Source organism: Nocardia sp. NPDC004573 (assembly GCF_053602135.1).
The window spans coordinates 202,062-223,622 of sequence record NZ_JBSGDA010000004.1 but is presented as its reverse complement, the minus strand read 5'-3'; the positions used below and the strand labels follow the sequence as shown (position 1 = coordinate 223,622).

Annotated in this window: 17 protein-coding genes; 6 read left to right on the top strand and 11 right to left on the bottom strand. The window is 67.1% G+C overall.

What is annotated here, in order from left to right:
* Positions 1-116 precede the first annotated feature (116 nt).
* The 3 genes from ACWEKR_RS08610 (at position 117) to ACWEKR_RS08600 (ending at position 3,730) form a co-directional block, all read left to right on the top strand.
* Positions 117-974, top strand: coding sequence for an MBL fold metallo-hydrolase (locus ACWEKR_RS08610; protein ID WP_452353948.1), 858 nt, complete (start codon positions 117-119; stop codon positions 972-974).
* A gap of 32 nt (positions 975-1,006) precedes the next feature.
* Complete coding sequence (locus tag ACWEKR_RS08605) at positions 1,007-1,672, top strand: GNAT family N-acetyltransferase (RefSeq protein WP_452353947.1); 666 nt, start codon at positions 1,007-1,009, stop codon at positions 1,670-1,672.
* Positions 1,673-2,239: 567 nt separating this feature from the next.
* Entirely contained in the window at positions 2,240-3,730 is a 1,491-nt protein-coding gene (locus tag ACWEKR_RS08600; RefSeq protein WP_452354119.1) for a flavin-containing monooxygenase, read from the top strand.
* 297 nt (positions 3,731-4,027) lie between these two features.
* Here the strand turns inward: ACWEKR_RS08600 and ACWEKR_RS08595 are convergent, their stop codons facing one another.
* The 10 genes from ACWEKR_RS08595 to ACWEKR_RS08550 form a co-directional block, all read right to left on the bottom strand.
* Positions 4,028-5,836 (bottom strand): hypothetical protein, encoded by a 1,809-nt coding sequence (locus tag ACWEKR_RS08595; RefSeq protein ID WP_452353946.1) that lies wholly within the window; start codon positions 5,834-5,836, stop codon positions 4,028-4,030.
* Positions 5,837-6,141: 305 nt separating this feature from the next.
* Positions 6,142-6,687, bottom strand: coding sequence for a hypothetical protein (locus ACWEKR_RS08590; RefSeq protein ID WP_452353945.1), 546 nt, complete (start codon positions 6,685-6,687; stop codon positions 6,142-6,144).
* A gap of 75 nt (positions 6,688-6,762) precedes the next feature.
* Positions 6,763-6,897 carry a hypothetical protein gene (locus tag ACWEKR_RS08585; protein ID WP_452353944.1) on the bottom strand — a complete coding sequence of 45 codons (135 nt, stop codon included), beginning with the start codon at positions 6,895-6,897 and terminating at the stop codon, positions 6,763-6,765.
* A gap of 3 nt (positions 6,898-6,900) precedes the next feature.
* Positions 6,901-7,518, bottom strand: coding sequence for a TetR/AcrR family transcriptional regulator (locus ACWEKR_RS08580; protein WP_452353943.1), 618 nt, complete (start codon positions 7,516-7,518; stop codon positions 6,901-6,903).
* Complete coding sequence (locus ACWEKR_RS08575) at positions 7,515-7,709, bottom strand: cold-shock protein (protein ID WP_043736804.1); 195 nt, start codon at positions 7,707-7,709, stop codon at positions 7,515-7,517. Before ACWEKR_RS08575 ends, ACWEKR_RS08580 begins: the two co-directional genes overlap by 4 nt.
* A gap of 279 nt (positions 7,710-7,988) precedes the next feature.
* Entirely contained in the window at positions 7,989-8,582 is a 594-nt protein-coding gene (locus tag ACWEKR_RS08570) for a hypothetical protein (protein ID WP_452353942.1), read from the bottom strand.
* On the bottom strand, positions 8,579-9,127 hold the full coding sequence (locus ACWEKR_RS08565; RefSeq protein WP_043736798.1) for a hypothetical protein: 549 nt from the start codon (positions 9,125-9,127) through the stop codon (positions 8,579-8,581). Before ACWEKR_RS08565 ends, ACWEKR_RS08570 begins: the two co-directional genes overlap by 4 nt.
* Positions 9,124-9,936, bottom strand: coding sequence for a hypothetical protein (locus ACWEKR_RS08560; RefSeq protein ID WP_452353941.1), 813 nt, complete (start codon positions 9,934-9,936; stop codon positions 9,124-9,126). Before ACWEKR_RS08560 ends, ACWEKR_RS08565 begins: the two co-directional genes overlap by 4 nt.
* A gap of 547 nt (positions 9,937-10,483) precedes the next feature.
* A complete protein-coding gene (locus ACWEKR_RS08555) occupies positions 10,484-11,386 on the bottom strand; it encodes a phosphotransferase enzyme family protein (protein ID WP_452353940.1) in 903 nt (300 codons plus the stop codon).
* Between the two features lie 9 nt (positions 11,387-11,395).
* The gene (locus ACWEKR_RS08550; protein WP_452353939.1) at positions 11,396-12,475 is read right to left on the bottom strand and encodes a hypothetical protein; all 1,080 of its coding nucleotides are present in this window, start codon (positions 12,473-12,475) and stop codon (positions 11,396-11,398) included.
* A 613-nt stretch (positions 12,476-13,088) separates the two neighbouring features.
* Between ACWEKR_RS08550 and ACWEKR_RS08545 the strand changes: the two genes are divergently transcribed.
* The 3 genes from ACWEKR_RS08545 (at position 13,089) to ACWEKR_RS08535 (ending at position 15,291) form a co-directional block, all read left to right on the top strand.
* On the top strand, positions 13,089-13,982 hold the full coding sequence (locus ACWEKR_RS08545; RefSeq protein ID WP_452353938.1) for a Scr1 family TA system antitoxin-like transcriptional regulator: 894 nt from the start codon (positions 13,089-13,091) through the stop codon (positions 13,980-13,982).
* A 37-nt stretch (positions 13,983-14,019) separates the two neighbouring features.
* On the top strand, positions 14,020-14,844 hold the full coding sequence (locus ACWEKR_RS08540; RefSeq protein ID WP_452353937.1) for an SAM-dependent methyltransferase: 825 nt from the start codon (positions 14,020-14,022) through the stop codon (positions 14,842-14,844).
* A 126-nt stretch (positions 14,845-14,970) separates the two neighbouring features.
* On the top strand, positions 14,971-15,291 hold the full coding sequence (locus ACWEKR_RS08535) for a hypothetical protein (protein ID WP_452353936.1): 321 nt from the start codon (positions 14,971-14,973) through the stop codon (positions 15,289-15,291).
* A gap of 145 nt (positions 15,292-15,436) precedes the next feature.
* Here ACWEKR_RS08535 and mobF read toward each other — a convergent pair whose 3' ends face one another.
* The gene (mobF, locus tag ACWEKR_RS08530; RefSeq protein WP_452353935.1) at positions 15,437-21,508 is read right to left on the bottom strand and encodes a MobF family relaxase; all 6,072 of its coding nucleotides are present in this window, start codon (positions 21,506-21,508) and stop codon (positions 15,437-15,439) included.
* Positions 21,509-21,561: the final 53 nt, after the last annotated feature.

Here is a 21,561-nt window from a genome sequence, read left to right as displayed (position 1 = left end):
GCCCTCGCGGCAGACACGACCCGCCCGGCCCCGACAACCGCCACAACCGCCGACGACGCAGTCGGCCGATCCCGCACCGAGACAACAGGTCTCGAACATCAGAAGGAGAACCCACCGTGTCCGTCACCAACGATCGACTCACCCGACCGGCCGGACTTCGCCGCCAAGTCTTCGGCCACCTTCGCGTCACCTACCTGCCCGACGGCGTGGCGCTGCTGGATGCCCGGCGCTGGCTGCCCGACGCCGACGAACACGTGTGGCGTCAGTTCACCGACTTGCTCGATCCCGACGGCTACCTCGTGGCCAGCGTGGGCGCGCTGCTCATCGAATACGGCAACCGCGCCATGCTCATCGACGCCGGATTCGGGCCGCTGGCCGCGCCCACCCCGGTAGGACAACTGCGCGGCGGGCAACTGATCGACAGCCTCGCCGCCGCCGGGAAATCGGTCAACGACATCGAACTCGTCGCTCTCACCCACCTGCACATGGACCACATCGGCTGGCTGTGGCAAGCCCATACCGACACCACCATCAACGTCTTCGCCGGAATCCCGGTACTGGTCAGCACCACCGAATGGGACATGCGCGACCTCGCCATCGCCGACGGCACACCCCCGGAAGTACTGGCCACCTTCGCCACCCAGATCCGTCCCGTCCCCGACAGTGAGTTCTTCCCCGGCGTGCGTGCCCTGCCCACACCGGGACACAGCCTCGGCCACACCAGCTACCTACTCAGCAGCCTCGGCGAGCGGCTGATCGTGTTCGGCGACGCCCTCACCACCCCCGTCCAGATCACCCACCCGCACCTGACCACCGCCATTGACGACGACCACGCACAGTCGCGGGACTCCGCCGCCCGGCTTCTGCGTGAACTCGCCGAGCCGCACACCCGCGGGTTCGGCATGCATTTCGCCGACATCCAGTTCGGCCGCCTCGTCACCCACGAGCACACCAACCACTGGCAGCCCGAATAGCGCCCGCCACCACACCGATGAAAGACGACACCATGACCCAATACCGACCCACCACCGTCAACACCGACCGACCGGATCCCCGCATCGCCGTGCGCGATATCGACAGCGAAGCCGAACTGCACCAGTTCGTACGCTGGGCCGCGATGAGCGGCGTCGGGGATCCGGACTTCTTGGTCGAGCACCTGCTCGGGTTCCACCAGGACGGACTGCTCGGCAGCGACCTCATCACCACCCGAGCCACAGTGCGCCGGACCCTCGACACCCACGGCGTGCCCGCCGCCGCGGCCACCCGCACCAGTGCCTCGGTCGCCGTGGTCGACGGCCAACTGGCCGGAGGCATCCTCAGCGGGCCCACCCTATGGCTGCTCACCCGCGTCATCGCTACCAGCCCCGACCACCTACTCCTCGCGCTGCTGCGCACCAGCGAGATCCAGGTCTTGGCCGTCGACGAACAGCATCGACGAACCGGCGCGGGAGCAGCCCTGGTGAACAGCGCCATCCGATCCTCGCGAGCCCTGAAAGCACACGTGCTCTACGGACAGTTCCCCAACACACCGCCGTTGTTGAGCTTCTATCACGGCTGCGGACTCACCGTCCACACCCCCGGCGCCGCCATCGATTTCGGCAAACTCGCCGGAATCGACCTGACCATCAACACCTCCAGCGAAGGCCGGTTCTTCACCCACAACCTCCGCTGAACTCGCACGCGGCGCGACGGCGCGATTGCCGGGCACACGAGAGATCCGCCCCGCGCAACCGCGTCGTCGGCCAGTCGGCACCGACCGGCCGCCTTCTCAACGGCGTCCAGGTCAACGAAATTCCGGACCAGGCCGCAGCGTCGCAGAGCTGACCCCTCCAACGACAGGTAACCGACCCCAGTTGAGGAACCCAAACGATCTCAGCTTCTTGTCGTTCGACGGCCGGCGCAACCGCCCCGGCACAGACCAAAGGAATGCCATGCTCACCAGCACTCGTTCGACCACACCCGCAGTCGAAATACGCCACGCCATCACCCGCCGTGAGGCGCACGAAATCGCACGCTGGCGGCGCGTGGCCGGAAACCCTCTGCCACGGCTCGCCAGACACCACCTCCTCGACATCCACCTACACCCGCGTACCGATCTACCGGCCGTCATCGCCCCGAGAGCGCACTACGAGTCGCTGTGCCATCTGACGATCGGCGATCGCTCATGACATCCGAACCGACAGCGCACGACCTGGCGCAGGGGAATACGCACCGGCATCGTTCCGCCGCGAACCCGGCAGTGCTTCAGGTCGCAGTCATCGGCGCCGGATTCGGAGGGATCGGCATGGCCGCGGCACTGCGGCGAACGGGCATCACCCGGTTCGCGGTCTTCGAGCGATCCGGCGACATCGGAGGAGTATGGCGCGACAACACCTACCCCGGATGCAACTGCGATGTCCCGGCCCACCTGTACTCGCTGCCGATCGCGCCCTACCGAGATCGCCATATCCGCTATCCCGATCAGCGCGCGATCCTGAACTACCTGCACCGCATCGTCGCCGACGAAGGACTCACACCGCACCTGCGATCGGGTATCGGGATCACGGCCGCCACCTATCTCGACGCCACAGGCTTCTGGGAATTGGTCACCGACTCCGGACAGACGATCCTCACCGAAACCGTGGTCTTCGCTCTCGGTCAACTGCACCGCCCTCACATCCCCACCCTGCCAGGACACATAGAATTCGGCGGCACCACGTTCCATACCGCGCGCTGGAACCACGACCATCCCCTGTCCGGTCGCAGCGTCGCGGTCATCGGCACCGGTTCCAGCGCTGCCCAGATCCTGCCCAGTCTCGCCGACACCGCAGCCCGGGTCCGAGTCTTCCAGCGCACACCGCACTGGGTGCTGCCCAAACCCGGTCCCGCGTTCGGGCCCGTCACCACCGCGCTGCTGGCGGTCCCGGGCGCACATCACGCCTACCGTCGGCTGCTGCACCACAGCGCTGACAACCTGCTGGCGCCGATCATGCGCCGCGGCTGGACCGCCCGCCCTGCCGAAGCGATCGCGCGCCGCTATCTGCGACACCACATATCCGACGCGGTGATGCGCGCGAAACTGACACCGAACTACCCTCTGGGCGGCACACGGATCGTGCTCGACAACGGCTTCTACCCGAGCCTGCGCAGACCGAACGTCGAGCTGATCACCACACCGATCTGCGAACTCGACACCCGCGGACTCATCACAAGCGACGGGACACACCACGACGCTGACACCATCATCTACGCCACCGGCTTCCACGCGCCGCAATTTCTGGCCGACGTTACGGTATCCGGGCGTGGCGGGCGACTGCTGCACGAGCAGTGGGCCGAGGGGGCGAGCGCCTTTTACGGCATGGCGGTGCCGGGATTTCCGAACCTGTTCCTGATCGCCGGACCCAACTCCTTCACCGCCGCGGGCAGCAACCCGGCGATGAAACAACTCCAAATCGACTACATCCTGGCGTGTCTGCGGCTGCGTGCCGAAAGCGGTGACATGGCAATAGAAGTTGACTCCGAGGCGATGTCGGCCTACCAGGAATGGATGGACCGGGCCCTCCAGACAACCGTTTGGCCGCGCAGCCCGCAGAGCTGGTACAAACACGCCAACGGCGCGGTCACCAATCCCTGGCCCGCGACCGTAGGTCAATACCGCAAGAAGTTGCGACGGAACCCGCCGACACACTGTTTCACAACGATTGCCCACCAGCCTCCGACGATGGCATTCGCGGGTGAGTTCGCACAGTGAGCGAACCGAGTCGACGGGATCGACACGGTCGGCTTACTGACCCGAACTCCGACGTTCCACGGGCGACGCCGACCGAGGTGCCGCTGGGGAGGGGATCCGGCGGCACTCGGACGACGATCAGCGTGTGCTGCCCCCTCGCGAACGTTAGACTCACACCGTCCCGTACGGGCAGCGGACCCCTGATTCGACGCCACGCCGGTGAGGACTCGACAGCGGTTCGGCGCGTCGATCGGCCCAAGACGATTGGCCGATGGACTGAGGAACCGAACACGCCGGGCTGATCCTTCGACGGTGGTTCTATCGGCGAACGCTCTGGATGACAGCGATGCAGTTCAGTGGTACAGCGACGGGTTCACGGCATGGACTGATCTCCAGGAGCACGGCGCTGTGGTCGCCGGTGATCCCGTACAGGGCTGCGGGGATATCGATCAGTCCCGCGGTGTATTCGGTGGGTGGATGCTCGATCTCGGGGAGCAGGCCCCACCGCGAATGGACTGTCGGGGGTTTCGCGGCGGCGATTTCGAGTCGGACCTGTACGTCGGCGGTGTTGTGGGCGCTGGTGCGGGAGAAGGCTAACTCGAACAGGTCGAGGTCATCGACACCTGGGATAAATATCGAGCCGGCATGGTTGAACGCCGCTCGTGCCTCCCAGGTGGTCCAGCTACGGTCGTCGCCGTGGAGGTGCGCGGGAAGCTCACGGCTGTTCAGGGCGAAGGGGCGGGAGTGGTACTGGAACTGGGCGTCGTTGAGCGCGGTGACCAGGTGGCGGCGTTCGGTCTCGACAAGCGATGACAGCCGGGGCGAGTGAGCCAGGTCGGCCGGGTGGATCACGACTCCGACTTCGCGCAGCAGTTGACGAGCCGCAGTGACGGGGTCGACGTCGTCGATCAGCGGTGTCGAGCGGATGTGGGAAGAAATAGCGTGCGCCTGTTCGGCGGCGTGGTCGGGTACCCGCAGCACTGCCACGGTGGTCCGGTCGCGATCGTCGTAGTCGTCGGACAATCTGCTGCCGTATCGGAGCTCGATCGGCATGGGCGGCAGCAGCTGCGGGTATTGGGTCAGATAGGCCAGTCGTGCGCGGGATGCGACGTGCAAAGGCCATCCGGCTACCAACAGGGCGCGTTCGGGTTCGGTGCTGTGGTCGCGGCGATGGACTCCGCGCAGCCCGTGCAGGGCCATTTCCGCGCGGTCCACCCAGGCGGTGACGGTCCGGTCCCGCAACGTGGAAAAGACCCGATCCGCCCAGCTCTGCGGTGTGTCGGCCGGATGGACCGCCACCGTGGGATCGGCCGGTAACCGGGTCAGGTCCTTCACCTGTGACAGGTGTTCGGCGACATACCTGGTGGCATTCGCGGTGATCATGGCGGGATCGGAGTGGCCCTGCCGGTGCGCGGCGAGCCAGAGACCAGCGACCGACGCCCAAGCGTCGAAGGACCGATCCTTCAGGCCGTAGACCCTGATACCGGAATCGGCGGTACCGGTGATGGCCGCAAGCAGATCGCTTTCGGCGCGTGCGGGTGAGTCGGTGTCCACGATGTCGACCGCCCGATCGAGCAGCCCGTCCTCGGCATCGGAGCCGAGCCGCGTGGCCAATTGCGCGAGCAGCTCATCGTGTCGGCGCGAGTAGTCGAGGGCCGCGCTGTTGATGGCGGCGATCGTGCGCGAGTAGCCCCGAACGCCCCGGATCTGGTCGATCAATCCCGCTATCGATTCTGTCGACATCGGGCATCGGGCACGCCATTTCGCGTAGTCGAGCCATTCGAAGGTGGCGTCGGGATCGGCGAGCATGCGGGTGAGCGAGTCGATGTGTCGGCGCATCGCGCTCACTTCGCCGACGGCTCGGAGGGTGCTCGCGTGTACGGGGTCGACGGATCTGGCGACATTCGCGCAGTTGCGGCACACCTCGGCCCACCGGATTCCGAGCAGCGGGATCTGCTGGACGGCTCCCTCACGCCCGTACTGACATCCGTTGCGGGCATGCCATTTACCCGACCTGGCCGCAACCAGCTCGACGGTGGCCTGATCCAACGCGGCGGGAATCGGAATCTGGTGACGCTCGAAGTCGGCACGGTCGAGCACGTCGGAAGGAAGGGTGACCGGGCTCATCGGCCGCGATCGGGACTCGTTCGCGCGGCCGAACGCGAACGCGTCGCGAAGGGGTTCGCGGGGAACTGATGCGCCACCCAGAGGAGTTTATCGGGTTACCGAGCACAGCGGATCATTTGGCGTGGCCGCAGCAGATCCGATCCGCGCGTCTGGGCGGTCCCGTCGTCGACGATCGAGCGGGCACGCCGGGCAGCTATGTGCAGCAGTCGGTCTGCGATCGTTGTGCCGGATTGTTCCAGCGCCTGCACCGCTGTCCGGCATGGGCCTGCGCTCAGCCGCTCAAGTGGGCAGTTCCGTGGAGGTGGTCATCGGTACTGTCGCTCGCTGTTCTCGTCGCTGGTGTGGTGGGTCTGCGCGGGTGGCGCGCCTTCGTGGCGGGTGTGGGCGCGCGGGCCGGTTCGAGGTCGGCTGCCGCGTCCCACGCCGGTGACCACTGCTTCGTATCGCTGACCGAGGTGGAGGAATTCGGGGACGATGAAGCGTTGCGTGATGTCGGGGCGGACCTTGTGGAGCAGGACCGCGAGCATCGCGATAGGCGCGACGAGATCGCCGATGGTCACGATCCCGCCGGGTTCGTCATCGAGGGGCAAGGCCGCGCCGTGGCGGTGGCTGAACCGTTGGGCGAGTTCGACATGATCGCTGTAGTGGCCCCGTGCTAGTGCGGCCTGGCCGCCGTGCAGGGTCCAGTCGTGGCTGTCGACGATGTCGATACCGGCGAGGTAGGCGGCCCAGATGTCGTGGACGGTGTCGAGCGCGTCCTCGATCGTGGTCGCCGGGGTCACTGATCCGTGCCGGATGCCGAGGAGCCGGTTCATGTCCGGACAGGCCGGGGCCGGTCGAAAGATGCTCACCTGTGGTCTTTCTCGGTTCGGTTGCGCGTCGGGCCGCTGGGGTGGGGTCGAGGATCGCTCGTCGTTACGGCGGGCTCAGTCATCGCGCACCGCCGCGAGTGCGTCCCGCACAACGGTGATGACGTCGGGGTCCTCGTCGGCGGGAGTCGTGAGCGCGATCTCGTGATCGGTGGTGGTGCGGTCGGGGGTGAGCCGGCTGGGATCGGGCATGGGTCAGCTCTCCTGGATGGGGGTGCTCGTTCTGGGGAATGTGCGGTCGTTGGGGGCAGGCAGTACGAGTTCGATTTGCGTTCGGATCCACTGGTGGTCGGAGGTGGCGTCGTCGGGCGGGCCGATGGCGAGCCCGACCAGGGCGGCGATCAGTGATGCGGCAGTGGTCGGGAGCTCGATGCCAGGGCAGGGTTCGATGGTCGTGGTGAGCAGCTCGGTCAGTGCCGCGTGGATTCGGTGTCTGCGGTCGTGGTGCTGTGCGCGGTGTTCCGGGCCGGTGGTGGCGAGATCGAGTTCGAACCAGATCCATTCGGGGTGGCTGGTCACGGTGCGCGCCCACTTCGTCAGCGTCGTGACTAGGTGGCTGCGGTCTCTCGGGTGAGCATCGCGGATGTGGTGTACGGCCAAGGCGGTCAGCCTCTCGGCGACCTCGTGACCGATCAGATGTTTGTAGGGGTAGTGCTTGCCCAGCGCACCGGTGGTACACCCGGTGGCGTCGGCGATATCGGTGATGTGGACAGGCCCGTAGCCGTGGGCGAGGAACAGTCGTCGTGCGGTCAGCAGCAGTCGGCGCCGGGTCCGTTGCCCGCGCCCGCGACGCGCCGTTGCCGGGGCGGTCACAGGGACCGCACGTTCTGCGCGGCAGGGCCTTTCGGGCTGTCGATGGCATCGAAGGTGACATGTTGATCCCGGTGCAGCGCGTCGTGGCCGTGGACATCGGCTTGACGGACGAACAGGTCCGGGCCGGAGTCGGGTGTGATGAACCCGAAACCCTTCTCGTGGTTGAACCATTTCACGGTCCCGAACTTCACGTTTTTCCTACCTCTCTTGGTGATTCGATGGACGGTCGGCATCGTTTCCGCGGTCGGCCGAGTGGGAGCTGCGCGCGGGGTTCGTGGGTCGTGGTGACCGGGTCGGCGTGGCCTTCCTGGACTTGTGCCATGCGCAGTGCCGGCTCCTGCCGGTGTTCGGCGCTGCTGGCGTGGCGTAGTACGGACCGGGATTGGCGTGGATCTGCGCGGCGTGGCGGACGACCTCGCCGAGGGATCGCGTGTGGCGTTTCGGCAGGGTGGTTGTGGTGTGGGGCGTGGTCAGTGCCGTGCATCGGCCGGTTGTGGGACACGGGTGGGTAGATGGACCCGTCCTGCGGCGACGTCGGCGGCGAGCAGGTCGTAGACCACGGCCTGACCGACCAGGGACTGGTGTGCTCTCGGACCGGTCTCGACCGGGACAGAGGGGTCGATCGCGGTGATCCAGCATCGGCACAGTTGAGATACCTCGGCGCCGAGACCGTTGCGATGACAGGTCGCCGGCCGGTGCACCGGCGGGGCGAGGGTATGGGCGAGATGGTCATCGATCCGGTCGATCAATCGGCCGAGTCGTCGGTGGGCGGTATGCAGGGCGTCGGTAGGAACGTCGATGTCGACGCTGTCGTCGTGGCCGGGCGGCAGCCGCAGTAGCTGGCCGAAGGCGGCCCGGTAGTGGTGATGGGCATCGAGCATCTGCACCGCGATACCGACCAGCGTGGGGAACGGGTAGTCGGCGGCGGCGAATTCTGGTGTGTTCCAAGCGCGGAACAGCACGTGCGCGGATGGGATCGCTCCGAACCAGGATGAGTCTTTGCCGGCGGCGCGTGGCGTCGGTGGGTCTGGTTGGTGCCCGGTGCCGGGGCGTGTGCGGTTCATCGGAGCTCCTGGATTGCTCGCCAGCCCAGCGGTAGTTGGACGCGTCGGGTACGGATCGCGGTGACCAGATCGGCGTAGCCCTGGTGGGTTTGGGCCATCCGCAGAGCGGCTTCGTGGTGGTGTTCGGTGTTGGTGGTGTGGCGCAGGATCCACTGGGACTGGGCGAAGACATTGGCGTAGTGGCTGATCACTTCGCCCAGAGGATGGGTGTGGTGGGCGGCGTTGACAGGTCGGGGCAGGCGGAATATCGCCCACTCGTCGATCGCCGCCATGACCGCGGTCATGTGGTCGCGGGTGGCGATCTCGTCGAACCCGGCCGGACGCCGATCCGGTGACACCGCCGCGCTCAGCAAGCTCGCGTGAATGTCGGCCAGCTCTCGCGCCCACCCGATCAGCGACGAACAGCCCTCGACACGGCGTCCGGCTACCGCGAGGTGAAGTTCACGAGCCTCCAGCAGGTTGTCGACCGCCCCGCCGCGATCACCCTGTCCGGCATAGTGTTCCGTCATCGACAGCGGGCCGGTGATAGGTGTTGTGGTGCTCATCGCTGACTCACCGCCGACTCGCCGGTCGTGCTCACGCGGGCCGGAAGGGTGCAGCGAGTGATGGTGTGTGCGCCGCTGGGGAAGCGCTGCACACGCTCGCACAAGACGACCAAGTCGTGGGCGGGCTCATCGCTTCGCGGATACGGTTCGTCGAGTTCGATGGCCAGCGCCCCGGTCAGGGTGTCGACCAACGTGCGGATCACCGTGTCGGGGATCGGGGTGGGTTCGAGCCACAGCGTCCGGGTGGCCGGGTGGTGGCGGTCGCCGATGAGGGCGACATAGACCGCGTCGACGCGTTCGATCACCTCGGGCCACCCGTTACGGGTCAGCGCTTCGGCGGCGTCCAGTTGCGCCGCGGCCGGGATCGCGCCGACCCGAGACTCGACCACGACCTGTTCGTGGTCCGCGTCGTGCTCGGGGACCGGACGCGATACCGGAGCGGGTCGGTGCGCGGTTCCGTCGAGATAGTGCAGGGTGAGCGTGGGCAGGGCGGTGAGGTGGGACAGTGCCGCCCGTCCTGACGGGTAGAGATCGGACAGGTGCTGTCGGGAGGGCACCAGGAACCAGACGTCGGTCGCTTCCGGAATTCGCGACAGGATCGACCAGAGCAGATCGGCTCGGCGGTGACCCGGTGCCAGGAGCCGTCCGAGGTCCACCCGTCGCGACCGTGCCAGCGACTCGAGGCGGTTCAACACCGGCACGGTACGGTCGATCTCGGTGAGCAGATCACCGATCAGGGTCTCCGGTGCGAGCGGTTCGAAGAACACGCGGCCGTCCCCGAACCCGTTGCGCGCGGCGAAGTCGTGCACGGATCGATCGAAAGCATCGGCGCCGTGTCTGGACATCAGGTCCGAACGGGCGTATCCAATCCACATTTCCTGTGACCCCTTTTCGCTGGTTCTCCTCGAAGAGGTGAAGGGCGGTAGTGACCGATGACCAGTGGCGACCCGAAGGGTCTTCAGGCAGGCACGAGATGAGCCTGCGTGTCGCCGACGATGACGTGGGCGGTTCCTGACAACGAGTGATCAGGGAAAGCAGTTCTGGGGAACGTCGGGTTCCGCAGCGCTGATGTGGCTGCCGTCCAGGCGGCGTGTGGCGACTTATCGTGTCGATCCGGTCCGGCGCCGACGTGGCGGGGCGCGGAGTACGTCATCTGCTGTCATAGACAGAGTTAATCGTCGCCAGAGGACTGCCACCATGACATCGCGCAGGGCAGAATCGGGCAAGTTCGCCGACATTCACATGACAGATTCGGACAGCCGGTCCGATGACTCCAGGCACAAGCTGTCGAGGATCGTCGATGCGACTGCCCTCCGGTCCTGTCGGTCGAAGGCCGGTTTGCCGCCACGCGGGGATCTAGGTGTAGAGGTCCCAAGGGATGTCGTGCCGGCCTGTCTTGAGTGTGGCCAGGCGGTGGGCGTGTTGGGCGGCGACGCTGGGGCGGTGCTGGAGATCGGGCAGGACGCTGGTGACCATGATCAGCTCGCGGATACGAGACAGGATCGGCCACGCCGGATCGTCGCGGACGTCGCTGCCGTATGCGTGGACGAACTCGCGGTAGAAGTCGTGGCGGTGGAACCGTGTCGCTCCGACCGCTTGGGGAACGAGATCGTATGCGAGGGGACCGATCCCGGCCTCGTCGAGGTCGCAGAGCACGACGGTGTCATCGTCTCGGTGCAGTAGGTTGCCGGTGTGGGGATCGCCATGGATGATGCCGGTTGGCAGCTGGTCCTGGACGCGCCGGAATTCTTGTTCGGCTCGGTCCCATTGCTCGCGCAGCCACCGGGCGTCGGCGGGGGCGAGGACAGCGGTGCCGGCGTGTGCGAGCCGATCGCGTGCGGTGGTGAACGGGTCCCAGGTCGGCAGGACGGTGTGGTCGAGGTCGAGGGCGTGCAGTCGATGCAGCGGCGATGCCAGATCGGCAGCGGCCCAGTCTGTTCGCCGGCCGAGTTCGTGCCAGAACGTCACCGTGTAATCGCCTTCGACCTTCAGCGGTTGTTCACCGTCGAGCAGGGCCGCGATCGGGGCGTTTCGGGCCTGCAACCAGCGGGCCATGGTGACCACGCGCTGTCCCCGCGAAACTCCGACCCGGTCGGAAGCGACGCGAAGGACAACGCGTTCGCGTGGGAGCCGGTAAACGGCGTTGACGGTGTATTTGATCAGTTCTGCCCCGTGGGAGTTCAAACCGATTCGGGCGCAGGCCAGCTCGACGATGCGATGCAACTCGGCGGCACGCTCGGCCGCGATATCGGTCGCCACACCCCCAGCCTATCCGGTCGTGGCACGGCCCGTGGTCGGGTGATGTGACGCGCGGGGGATCGCCAGCAGGCTCGCTTTGACCGCGTGGGACAAGTCCCGGACATCGCTGCGTGGTGTCGCGGTGGTGGCGCAGCGGACCATGTTCTCCAGCCGGTCCGCGACCCTGGCGCTGGTGATCCGTTCGGCCATCTCGACGGCGGCGGTGGCGAAGGACAGGCCGGTGTCGATCTCACCGAGTCGGAAGCAGGCGGTGGCGGCGGTGATGTTGTCGAACAGGATGCTGCGGGCCGGCCGCCCGGGCGCGGAGGCTTGCAGGGAGGCGCGGGCACTGTCGAGGGCGGCGAGGCAATAGCGGTCGGCGACGGCGCGGGGCGCGGTGGTGGCGTATTCGTTGTAGATCACGGCCTGGATACCGGTGAATTCGCCCGGTGTGAAGAACACGCGAGTCCATGGCGCGACGATGTCGCCGACGCGGTTGATCTCGTCTTCGGCGCATGCCAAGGCGAAGTTCATGCGGTTCTGATCGCCCAGCATGGCGTGTGCCCACGCCTCATTGGCGTACAGGCGAGCCGATTCGCCGCCGTCAGCGGCGTCGCGCGCGGGAAGTTGCCCGAGCTGGAACATGCGCAGTGCGGTGCGCGGATCGCGTTCGATCACACTGATGCGGCCCAGCACGTACAGGATCGACGCAGTCAGACTGTCCGCGCCCGCCCGACGCGCGAAGGCCAGAGCCAGGGTGGCAAATTGGCGCGCGCGATACTGATCTCCGGCATCGTGAAACGCCCAGCCGATCAATCGGGCCAGGTCGGCCGAGGCAACCAGAATCGCCTGATCGGCAGTCTCGTCGCGACACAGCTTCCGCAGATCCGGTATCGAACCCAACAACGCCGTAGCAGAACCGGTGATCGCGAAGCCGCCGCGTTGTTGATCGAGCGACCGCAAACGCGCCGTGGCCGACCGCACACCATCGGCATCCATGGCCCGCCCGCGGCCGACCCGATCCGTCGCCTCTGCCTCGTAGAGTCGCGGAAGCCACGGGACCAGCGCGGAAAAGGATCCGACGACCGCGGCGGCGACGGCCTCCAACAACGTTGCTTCCGGCGCGCGTCGCAGCTCGGATACGCCTGACCCGACAGACGATGACATCGGTGCCTGCACGGGCACGGCATCGGTGGCGGGTCGCGCGCGTGCAGATCTCTGGTCGTGGTCAGGGACAGGTGCGCCGATTGCCACCAGTAGACGTCGATACGGTGCGCTCGGGGTCCGGACGTCGCCGTCTTCCCACCGTGCGACATGACGCTCGGAACACGCGACGTTGACACGCTCGCCGCGGGCGCGCGCGTTGATGAGCTCGGCGAAGTCCTTGCGGCTGATCTGGAGGTGATCGAGCCGAAACGACCGCAGGCGTTCGCCCCAGGATCGGTCGCTCGCCTCAGCGCCGGCCGCGAACTCGGCGATGGGATCGCGCAACATCGACGGCTCCACCGGCCACCCCTTACCTTCGGACACCACCTGCTGAACCCTGACGCCGCGCGCGCCGGTTCGGCGTCCCACATCTCCCTCGCGCGGCGACGCCCAACCGAACATCGACTAACGGAGTGCTCTCGTGCCTCGGACAGACTATCTTGACTGATAATCTAACCTGATAATCAGTGTTACGGGTGGAAAGAGTCCGATCGAGCTGTGGATACGGTGGGAGTGCATGGCGAGGACCGCGAGGAAAGTGCTGCTCGGACGGGAAATCGATGACCTGCTGCGGCGGTCGCGTGTTACGCAGGCCGACGCCGGCCGGATCGTCGGTGTCGGCCAGTCGCGCATCGCCGCCGCGATCGCGGGAACCGGCAATCTCACCGCCGAAGCGCTGAAGAAGCTGGTCACCGAATTGGGGATCGGCGATGAGAACTATCTCCAGATCCTGCTCGACCTGCGCGAGGACAACCATCGCCGCGGGTACTGGACCTCGGGCTACCGGCGTGCCTACATCGAGGACCTGCGACTGCTGGTCGATCTCGAAGCCGTGGCCGATCGCCTGCGCGAAACGGCCGCCGAGATCATCCCCGGTCTGCTCCAGCATCCTGACTACATCCGCGCGCTGCACCAACCGTTCCAGCCCGACGACCACGACCCCGACGCCATCACCGTCGACGACTACGTCGAAGCCCGAACCGCGCGCCAGCAGATCCTGTTCACCCGCACGGCACCGGAGTTCCACGCGATCCTGTCCGAATCCTGCCTTCGCCGCACCTACGGCAACGACCAGGTGATGGTCGACCAGCTCAGCCACCTCATCGAACTATCCGGGCGACCCAACATCCAGCTCCAGGTCATGCCCTTCACCCACCAAGCCCCCGGCGCCGGTATGGAAGACCGCTACATCCTGGTCCGTGTCCCCTCACCCGGCGCCGCCGGTGATCTGGAGATGGCCGTGGTCGAAGCGCAAGGCGAGATCCGCTACATCGACGACAAACCCGCCGTCGCGATCCGCGACAAGATCTTCACCCGCCTCACCATGACCGCGCTGAGCCCCGCCGATTCCCGGCAATTCATGCACCACCTGCTGCGCGGACTGCGCAACCGACCCAGCGTCACGCGATAGCCGACCCCCGCGACCACAATCGAACAGGAACCTGTCGATGTCCGAACCCGACTTCGAACCTCGCCATCTCGACACCGCCAAGCCGAGCTCGGCACGCATCTACCTGCACATGATCACCGGCGAGGTCATCTACGAAGCCGACCTCCCCTTCATCGAACAGCTCTATACCGCGATCCCCTTCTACCCCACGTGGGCCCGACACAACCGCGCCTTCCTCGCCCGCGCGGTCCGGCACATGGTCGGCAACGGCATCCGGCAATTCCTCGACATCGGATCGGGACTGCCCGCCGGTGGCAATACCCACGAAGTCGCCCGCGAACTCCTCGCCGACCCGCGCGTGGTCTACGTCGACAACGACGAAGAAGCCATCAACCGTGCCCGCGAACTGCTCACCCGACACCAGCTCCTCGACACCACCGCCATGGTCGACGCCGATCTGCGCCACCCGGCACGCATCCTCGAACACCCCGAGACCCGCAGGCTGCTCGACTTCACCCAGCCCATCGGGCTGCTCTTGATATCGGTGCTGCCCTGGATCACCGACGAAGACGACCCCGCCGCACTCCTCGCCGAACTCCGTCACGCGATGCCGCCCGGTAGCCACCTCGCGATGACCCATGTCTCCCTCGAAGACGCAGGACCCGAAATCAGGACCCAGGTCGCCGCCGGTGCGTCGGTATTCGCCGACGCGAGTACCCCCGTCACCCTGCGAACCCGACAACAGTTCGCGAGCTTCTTCGACGGATGGACACTCACCGAACCCGGAATCACCTACGCCACCGACTGGCACCCCGACACCCCCACCGACACCGAAGACGACGCACGCCGCTGCAACTTCGCCGCTACCGCCACCCTCCCGTAGCGTCGACCGGTGCGGAAACCGGAAAACACGGTCCCGCGCGCTCGAAAGGAAAGGCCCATGCTGCCGACACCGACCGTAAGTCAATTCCGCAAAGCTGCCGCCAGCTCACCCCAACAGGCATGCGTCATGATCTACCGAGACGCCACCCGCACCATCCTCTGGGACGACAAACTCGCCCACAACGGCGACCACGAAGTCCCCCTCGACCAGTGCCTGACCTTGGACCACGACCAATTCGAGGCGATCCAACAAGCCATCAGGACAGGCCAGCCGGTGCGTCACGCGCTCACGATCACCCGAACAAGCGGCAACGGCTACGTTTTCAGCGCCACCGACGGGCACGCGGGAAGCGCCGGAACGGCCAGACTGTACTTCGACCACCACGAATACCGCGCCTTCGCCACAGCGGTGCGAAATCGCGAGTTCGAACGCCGGTCTACTACGTAGCAACCCCCTGTAGCCCTCCGATCTTGTTCGACTGCCCGGCGGTGCCGCTCCTCACCGTCGCCGAACCACGACAGGGCTGCCGGATGTCCGGAGGCAAGCTGTCCGAAACAACAAGCGGGCAGAACCACCCGCCCGAAAGCCGATCTCACAATCCGACGTCGGGCTCCGGCGAGCCGCTGACATCGGGCTGGTCCAGCCCGGTGTGGTCGAGGGGGGCGTGGAGCTCGTCGGCGAGGCGTATCACCTGTTCGCGACGTGCCTGTGCCGGTGTGAGATCGGCTCGGCGTTGTTGCTCGGCGTGGACGCGGTCGATCTCGCTGCGGGTATCGGCGGCGAACCGGTCGGCGGTCGCGTCGACGGCGGCTTCCCCGCGGCGAGTGTGGCTGTTGCGGGTGGTGATGTCATCGGGGCTCGTGTTCAAAACGTCGTCCCATTTGTCGGGCGTTCCGGCGTGGTTGACTGCGTCGCGGTGGGCTTCTCGAGCGTCGCTGCGGGCGCGGGTGCGGGCACGTTCGTGGTCGCCTTGCTGGCGTACGAGTTCATCGATGCGGGTACGCAGGACGTGACGGACGTGGCGTTTGTAGGTAGGTGTGGTGTCGAGGCGTTGGCGGTGGGTCGCGAGTTCGGAACGGGTGGCGTGCAGCGCGCGGGTCGCATCGTGTAGACGGTGCTCGGCATCGAGTGCTGCGCGGATAGCGGTTTGCGCGTCGCGGTGACGCAGAAGCAGTTCATCGATATCGACGCCCTCGGATTGTTCGGGGGATGCTGGAGCGTAGGCAGCGGCGTAGGTGTCGGTGAGCGCGAGCTGCTGGTGAAGTTCGCTCAACCGGTCTGCGAGTTGAGCGTCGGTGAGCGCGAAGAGTGGATCGGCGACCGGCTGCTGGTGCTCGACGTCGCCGATCGGCGCGGGGTGGGTGCGGATCCAGGCTTCGATCTGGGCGCGGCGGTCGAGATCGGTGACGGCTTTCCAATCCCGGCGCAGGATGGCGTGCACGGCGGGAAGGGGTTTGGTGGCCGCGAGGTGGTCGGCGCGCGCGATCATGTGCCGGCTCGGGTCGTGGTCGGGGATACCGGTCTCGCCATTGTCGCGGCATTCTCCGCAGAGCCCGTCGTCGGAGCGCCGCGGCGGCACCGGTGTCGCGTCGCGCGGGCGGCGTTCGATGCTGCACGCGACGCATTCCAGGCCGCGGGCACGTGGGGTGGCGGCTTTGTCGTAGTCGAGCGAATACGCGGCCGGGGTGGGATCTTTGGCTTCGTCACGGCGGTAGCTACGGACGGCGAGATCGGCCTCGCGAGGCGTCGGCACCGCGCGCCGCGGTAGGGGAGGTAGGTGTGAGTCGGGTAGCGCGGGGTCGTCGGTGAGACCGCGGACCTCGTGCGCGTCCGGGCGCGCCCAGGGCTGATCGTCCATTCCGGCGCGGGCGTCGTGGTAGTCCTGCTCATGGCGGCGGGCACGGACCTGCGGGTCGGGCAGCGGGTCGCGGACGAGGTCACGGTCGACTCGGGTGTCATTGTCGCGGGCTGCTCGATGACGGCGAGCGCGGTCGAATACCGGTGAGGGTGGCTCGCGGTCGGGTCGGTCGTCGTGGACGCCGGGGTCGATGGCCGGGGTGCAGGCGTCGATGAGCGCCCGATGTTGCGGAAACTGTTGCCCGGCTTGGCGCAGGCGGGCGGTGGCGACGGGGTAGGCGTAGCGGTAGAGAGTGTCGGTGACCGCGCCGATCACCCAACGCTGCTCGTCATCGAGGTGGTCGGCGAATTGCCGGAATCGGTGCACGGCCGCGCGGATTCGGCCTTCGCGATACAGCTGCGCGATGGCCGCGAGCTCCGGATCGAAACCGGAGGCGGTGATGTTCGCCGGAGTAGACGGCACCGGTGCCGGAACCGGGGCGCGGTTTTCGTGGTGACTGTCGGGTTCGAGATGATCGGGTGGATGCTCGCGGGCCGTCGATGCGGGGGTTGGTGGGGTGGTGGTGTTTTCGCTCATGGGTGGGGTGCTTTCGGTGGGTTTGGTGGTGGGTGTGTGGTGCAGGAGTGCGTCGATGCGCCAGGCGAGAGCGGCGGCGATCTGGTCGGGGCGCAGGCCGGTGCCCTCGTTGTCGGGGATGGCGGCGAGCAGCAGTTCGTAGGCGGTGGCCAGGATCTGGCGGGGCCTCCATTGCGTGGCGGTGGCGCGGTCGACCGCGGCCACGACGCGCGGCCAAGCGGGGTCGTCGACGACCCGGTCGGCGGTGTCGGCGCCGAGAACGTCGGCTAGGTCGGTGATCCAGTCCGGGCGCAGGTTGTGGTCGCGGGCGTCGAGTGCGGAGGCGTCGAGTTCCAGACGCGCCCACAGCGCGGCGGCGGGCATCTCATCGGGCAACGGCCTCAGATCAGCGGCGGTGTGAAGTCGTTCGGTGATGTCGATGCCGGCGCGGGTGGCGAGATCGATGCGTTCGGCGATCACGGGCCAATACGGGTCCTCGACAATGCGGGCTTCGATCTCGCGCACGGTCTCGGCCCACCGGTTGACCGGGCGTGCCGGATCGCCGAGCGCGGCGACGACGCGGGCGTCGAGGACGTCTTGGTGGTCGCGTTCGCGCACCGGGTAGCGGCGCGGACCGGTCGGGCGGATATCGGTGTCCTCGACATGCAAACTCGCCCGCCAGACCGCGAGATCGGCCAACAAGGCGGGGTTGGCGCCGAGCAGAGGTCGCGCCCAGACAGGCGCGGTCAACGGTGTCCATGGCGCGGTCGCGGCCCGGATCTGTGCGGCGAGTTCGCCCAGGACACGCGCGCGAGCGTGGACCTGGGTGGCGCTGGTGTCGAGTCCCGGCGGTAACGCGGGTGTCCACGGCAGCGGCCCGGTCCCGGTCGAGCGCGCATCGCTCGGGTCCAGGCGCCAGTCCAGGACTGCGGCGGGATCGGCGGCGGTGTCGAGTTCACGTTCCTCGATCGCCTCGCGCAAGGCGGTGACCGGGTCGGCACCGGTGCGGGCGAGGGTCGCTAGATGCTGGCGCAGTGTCGGGTAGGCGGGGGCGTCGGTGAGCCCCGGGTGCAGCAGTTCGGCGGCGGCATCGAGGCGTGCGAGTGCGGGTTCGCCGAGGGCGTGTTCGGCGGCGAGACCGAGGGCATCGAGGTAGATATCGAGCGCGCGACCGATACGCCGGTGCGGGTCGAGCGCGTCACGCAGGTGGGTGTGCGCGGACTTCTGAGCCCCGTCACGACCCAGGATCCGCACGAGATTCTCGACTGCGGTGCGTGGGAAGACCGCGTCCTCGCTGTAGAACGAGCCTTCGTCACCGTTGAGCGCGGAAGGGATGTAGGCGTGGTTGGCGTGCACGCCGCGGGTCATCGCGACGTAGAACTGCTGTCGGGTCTCGCCGCCGGTGAGCGCGACATGACATGCGGTGGTGGTGATTCCTTGCGCGGAATCGATCGTCGCCGCATACCCGAGACGCACATTGTGTGCGACGTAGTCGGCAGGCAACCGCACAATCGCCCCGGTTTTGCTGTGGTGTCGGGCGGTGACACTGCCGTCGGAATGCACGGCGGTGACGGTCCAGGCGTAGCCGTTGCGCACCCAATCCCGCACACCGATACGCAGCTTCGGCGCGTTCTGACGGGTGCGGATCGTGTCACCGACCGAGGCGGCGGTGCTGTCGGCGAGCACCACTTCGGGGCCGTCGAGACCACCCTTGCGCAGAAGTCTGTCGGCCCGGGCACGCTCGTTGAGCGCGGTCACGGTGTCGTGGTTGGCGGCCAACATGATCGCGCTACGCCCGGCCGCGTGGTCGGCGGCCCATGCGGTGTAGGCGTCGTCGTGGGTCGCGCCGGTGTGCCCGCCGTGGATTCGGCCGTTGTCCAGATACCAGCCCAGCGCTGCCGGGTCGCCTTGGCGCAGCATCAAACTCGCCGACGCCTCGGCGGTGGAGGCGAACCGCACGACGTGGGTGAGGGTGAGCGTGTGCTCGGGTGCCGCTGTCGCCATGTCGGCGTCGACGCCACCGGCCTCTATCGCGGGAAGCTGGTGGTCATCGCCCAGGCAGCGGATCGTCGCGCCGCGATCGGTGAGGAAGCGCAGCAGTTTCAGGCGTTTGAGGGTGCCGATCTTGACGTGCTCGTCGACGATCACGAGCGTGTCGGTGCCGATGTCGAGGACCCATTGCGGCAGCGGCGGGGGATGTTCCCGTTCGTTGGCGGGGCTGTTCGGGTGCGGTGTGTGCAGGGCGATGACGGTGAGGAGTTTGTCGACGGTTTCGCAGCGCGCGCCGATCGATTCGCCCAGGACCGCGGCGGCGTTGGCGGTGGGCGCGAGCCCGAGCACCGTTCCGCCGCTGGTATTCCACGCGGTGGTGAGCACGGCCATGCCGGTGGTCTTGCCGGTTCCGGCGGGCGCGTTGGCGGTGTGCACGCGCATACCGGAGCCGGCGAAGCCTTCGATCACGCTGCGCTGCCCGGCGTTGAGCACCCGATCCGGGTTGGCGGCGTCGTATCCACGGATCGCCGCGTTCACCACCGCGGGGTCCACGACGCGGGCACCGGGCTGCACCGACAAAGCGATGAGGGCGTCCTCGGCGGCCAGAATCCGGGTGGAGGTGTAGATCTGGGCGCCAGCGGGGGTGTAGCTGCTGGAGTTGTCGCGGCGGCGCAACGCGTCCGGGATGGTGGCCAGTTCGGGCTCGTCGGCGATATCCGGGTCGCCCATCGGAATCGAACGCGCCGGATCCAGGGCCGCATCCAGTACGGCCTCGCTGACGTGTTCCCACTGGCTGCCGGGGATTTTGCCGCGGATCTGGCGTTCGATTTCAGCGCGTACGTTCGCCGCGCGCCAGGTGGAGCGCTGCTCGGCGACGGTCTCGAGGACCCGGTCCGCGGTGCGCGCGATCCACTCCCTGGTGGCGGTGATCCGCGGCGAGCGCACCGGATTCAGTGCCGCCGACACCATCGCGGCGACCGCGTCTCGGCCGCCGAGCAGCGCGACGGCCTCTTCGCGCCAACTGCGCCGCTGCTGGGCGAAGGAGCGCAACAGGTGTTTTGCGGGCCGGGTTTCCAGGGTCGCCTGCTGGGCCAGATCACGGATCTCGATCGGGGTGGGCTCGCGACCGTGCTCGCGTTGGAACACCGCCGCCAGCTCACCGACGCGGGAACGGATCGCGGTTTCGCGCCGCGACCACGCCTGAATCAACCGCAGCGGGATGCCGACGATCTCGCGGATCGGGCGCTTGCCCGGGTCGTTCCCGGCCCGCTCGGCGAACTCCACACCCACCAGCCGCTCGCAGTGGTGCTCGAGGCTGGTGTTGTAGATCTCCGACACCGTGACCACCACCCGGTACAGCGCGGCACCGTCCAAGGTCCGCCAGCGACCGTCGGCGGTGCGGACACGGTTGGCTATCAACACGTGTGTGTGCAGATCAGGGTCACCGGCACGCGAATCCCTGTGGAAAAAGCACGCGGCGACGATGCCCTCGACGTCGACCTGGCGGACGCCGTTGCGACCGAGTCGGGTGTAGATGCCGTGGCGCTCCAACCACCGCAACGCATCCGCCACCGCGGCGCGGTGGGCGGCCTCGATCTTCGCCGACACCGATAGCGGTGCGACTGCCCACAACGCCGACACCGACTTCACCGGAGAAAAAGTGACGTCGAAACCCGCGACTGCTGTGGCGGGTGGGCGTGAGTTTTTCGCGATCCATCCCGACAACTCACGCGCGTTCAGTGGTGGCCGTTGGTACTCGTCGGTGAACATATCGAACGCGACATGTGTGCGGATTCGCCTGCGATCCGACTCCGAAAGTGGAGCGTCGGCCGGTCTTCCGTGCGCGATATTGTGTTCGACATACGCCTTCGCGCACCGTTTTCGAAAATCGGAATTCGGTGCGTAAACGCGAAAAGGATTACCCAACCGCGACGCCTTATTGGCCGCATCGCTGGCTTGTTTCGGTGTCGAACCGGCCGCCGAAGCGTGGTGGAAGACCGTCTCCTCGATCGATTCGGCGTCTGGATGGCGACCCAGTCCGAACAGGGACTTCATCTGAGACTCGGTCACTTCCGCGCCGATATCGATCCCGAGTGAGGCCAAACCGGTACCGCTCCACACGCCAGGAGACTCGCCGTGGGCGGAGTAATAATCGGACAGCGGTGATCGGCCGCGGGAGTTGATGTCGTTCGCGGCTATATTTCGCAGGTAATACTGGTAGCCATTGCCTGCGACGACTTTATGGATCGTCGCGGTCATAAATCCATCGAGCGCCCCGGCTCGACGAAAGTCGAGCGATCCAGGTTATGCAG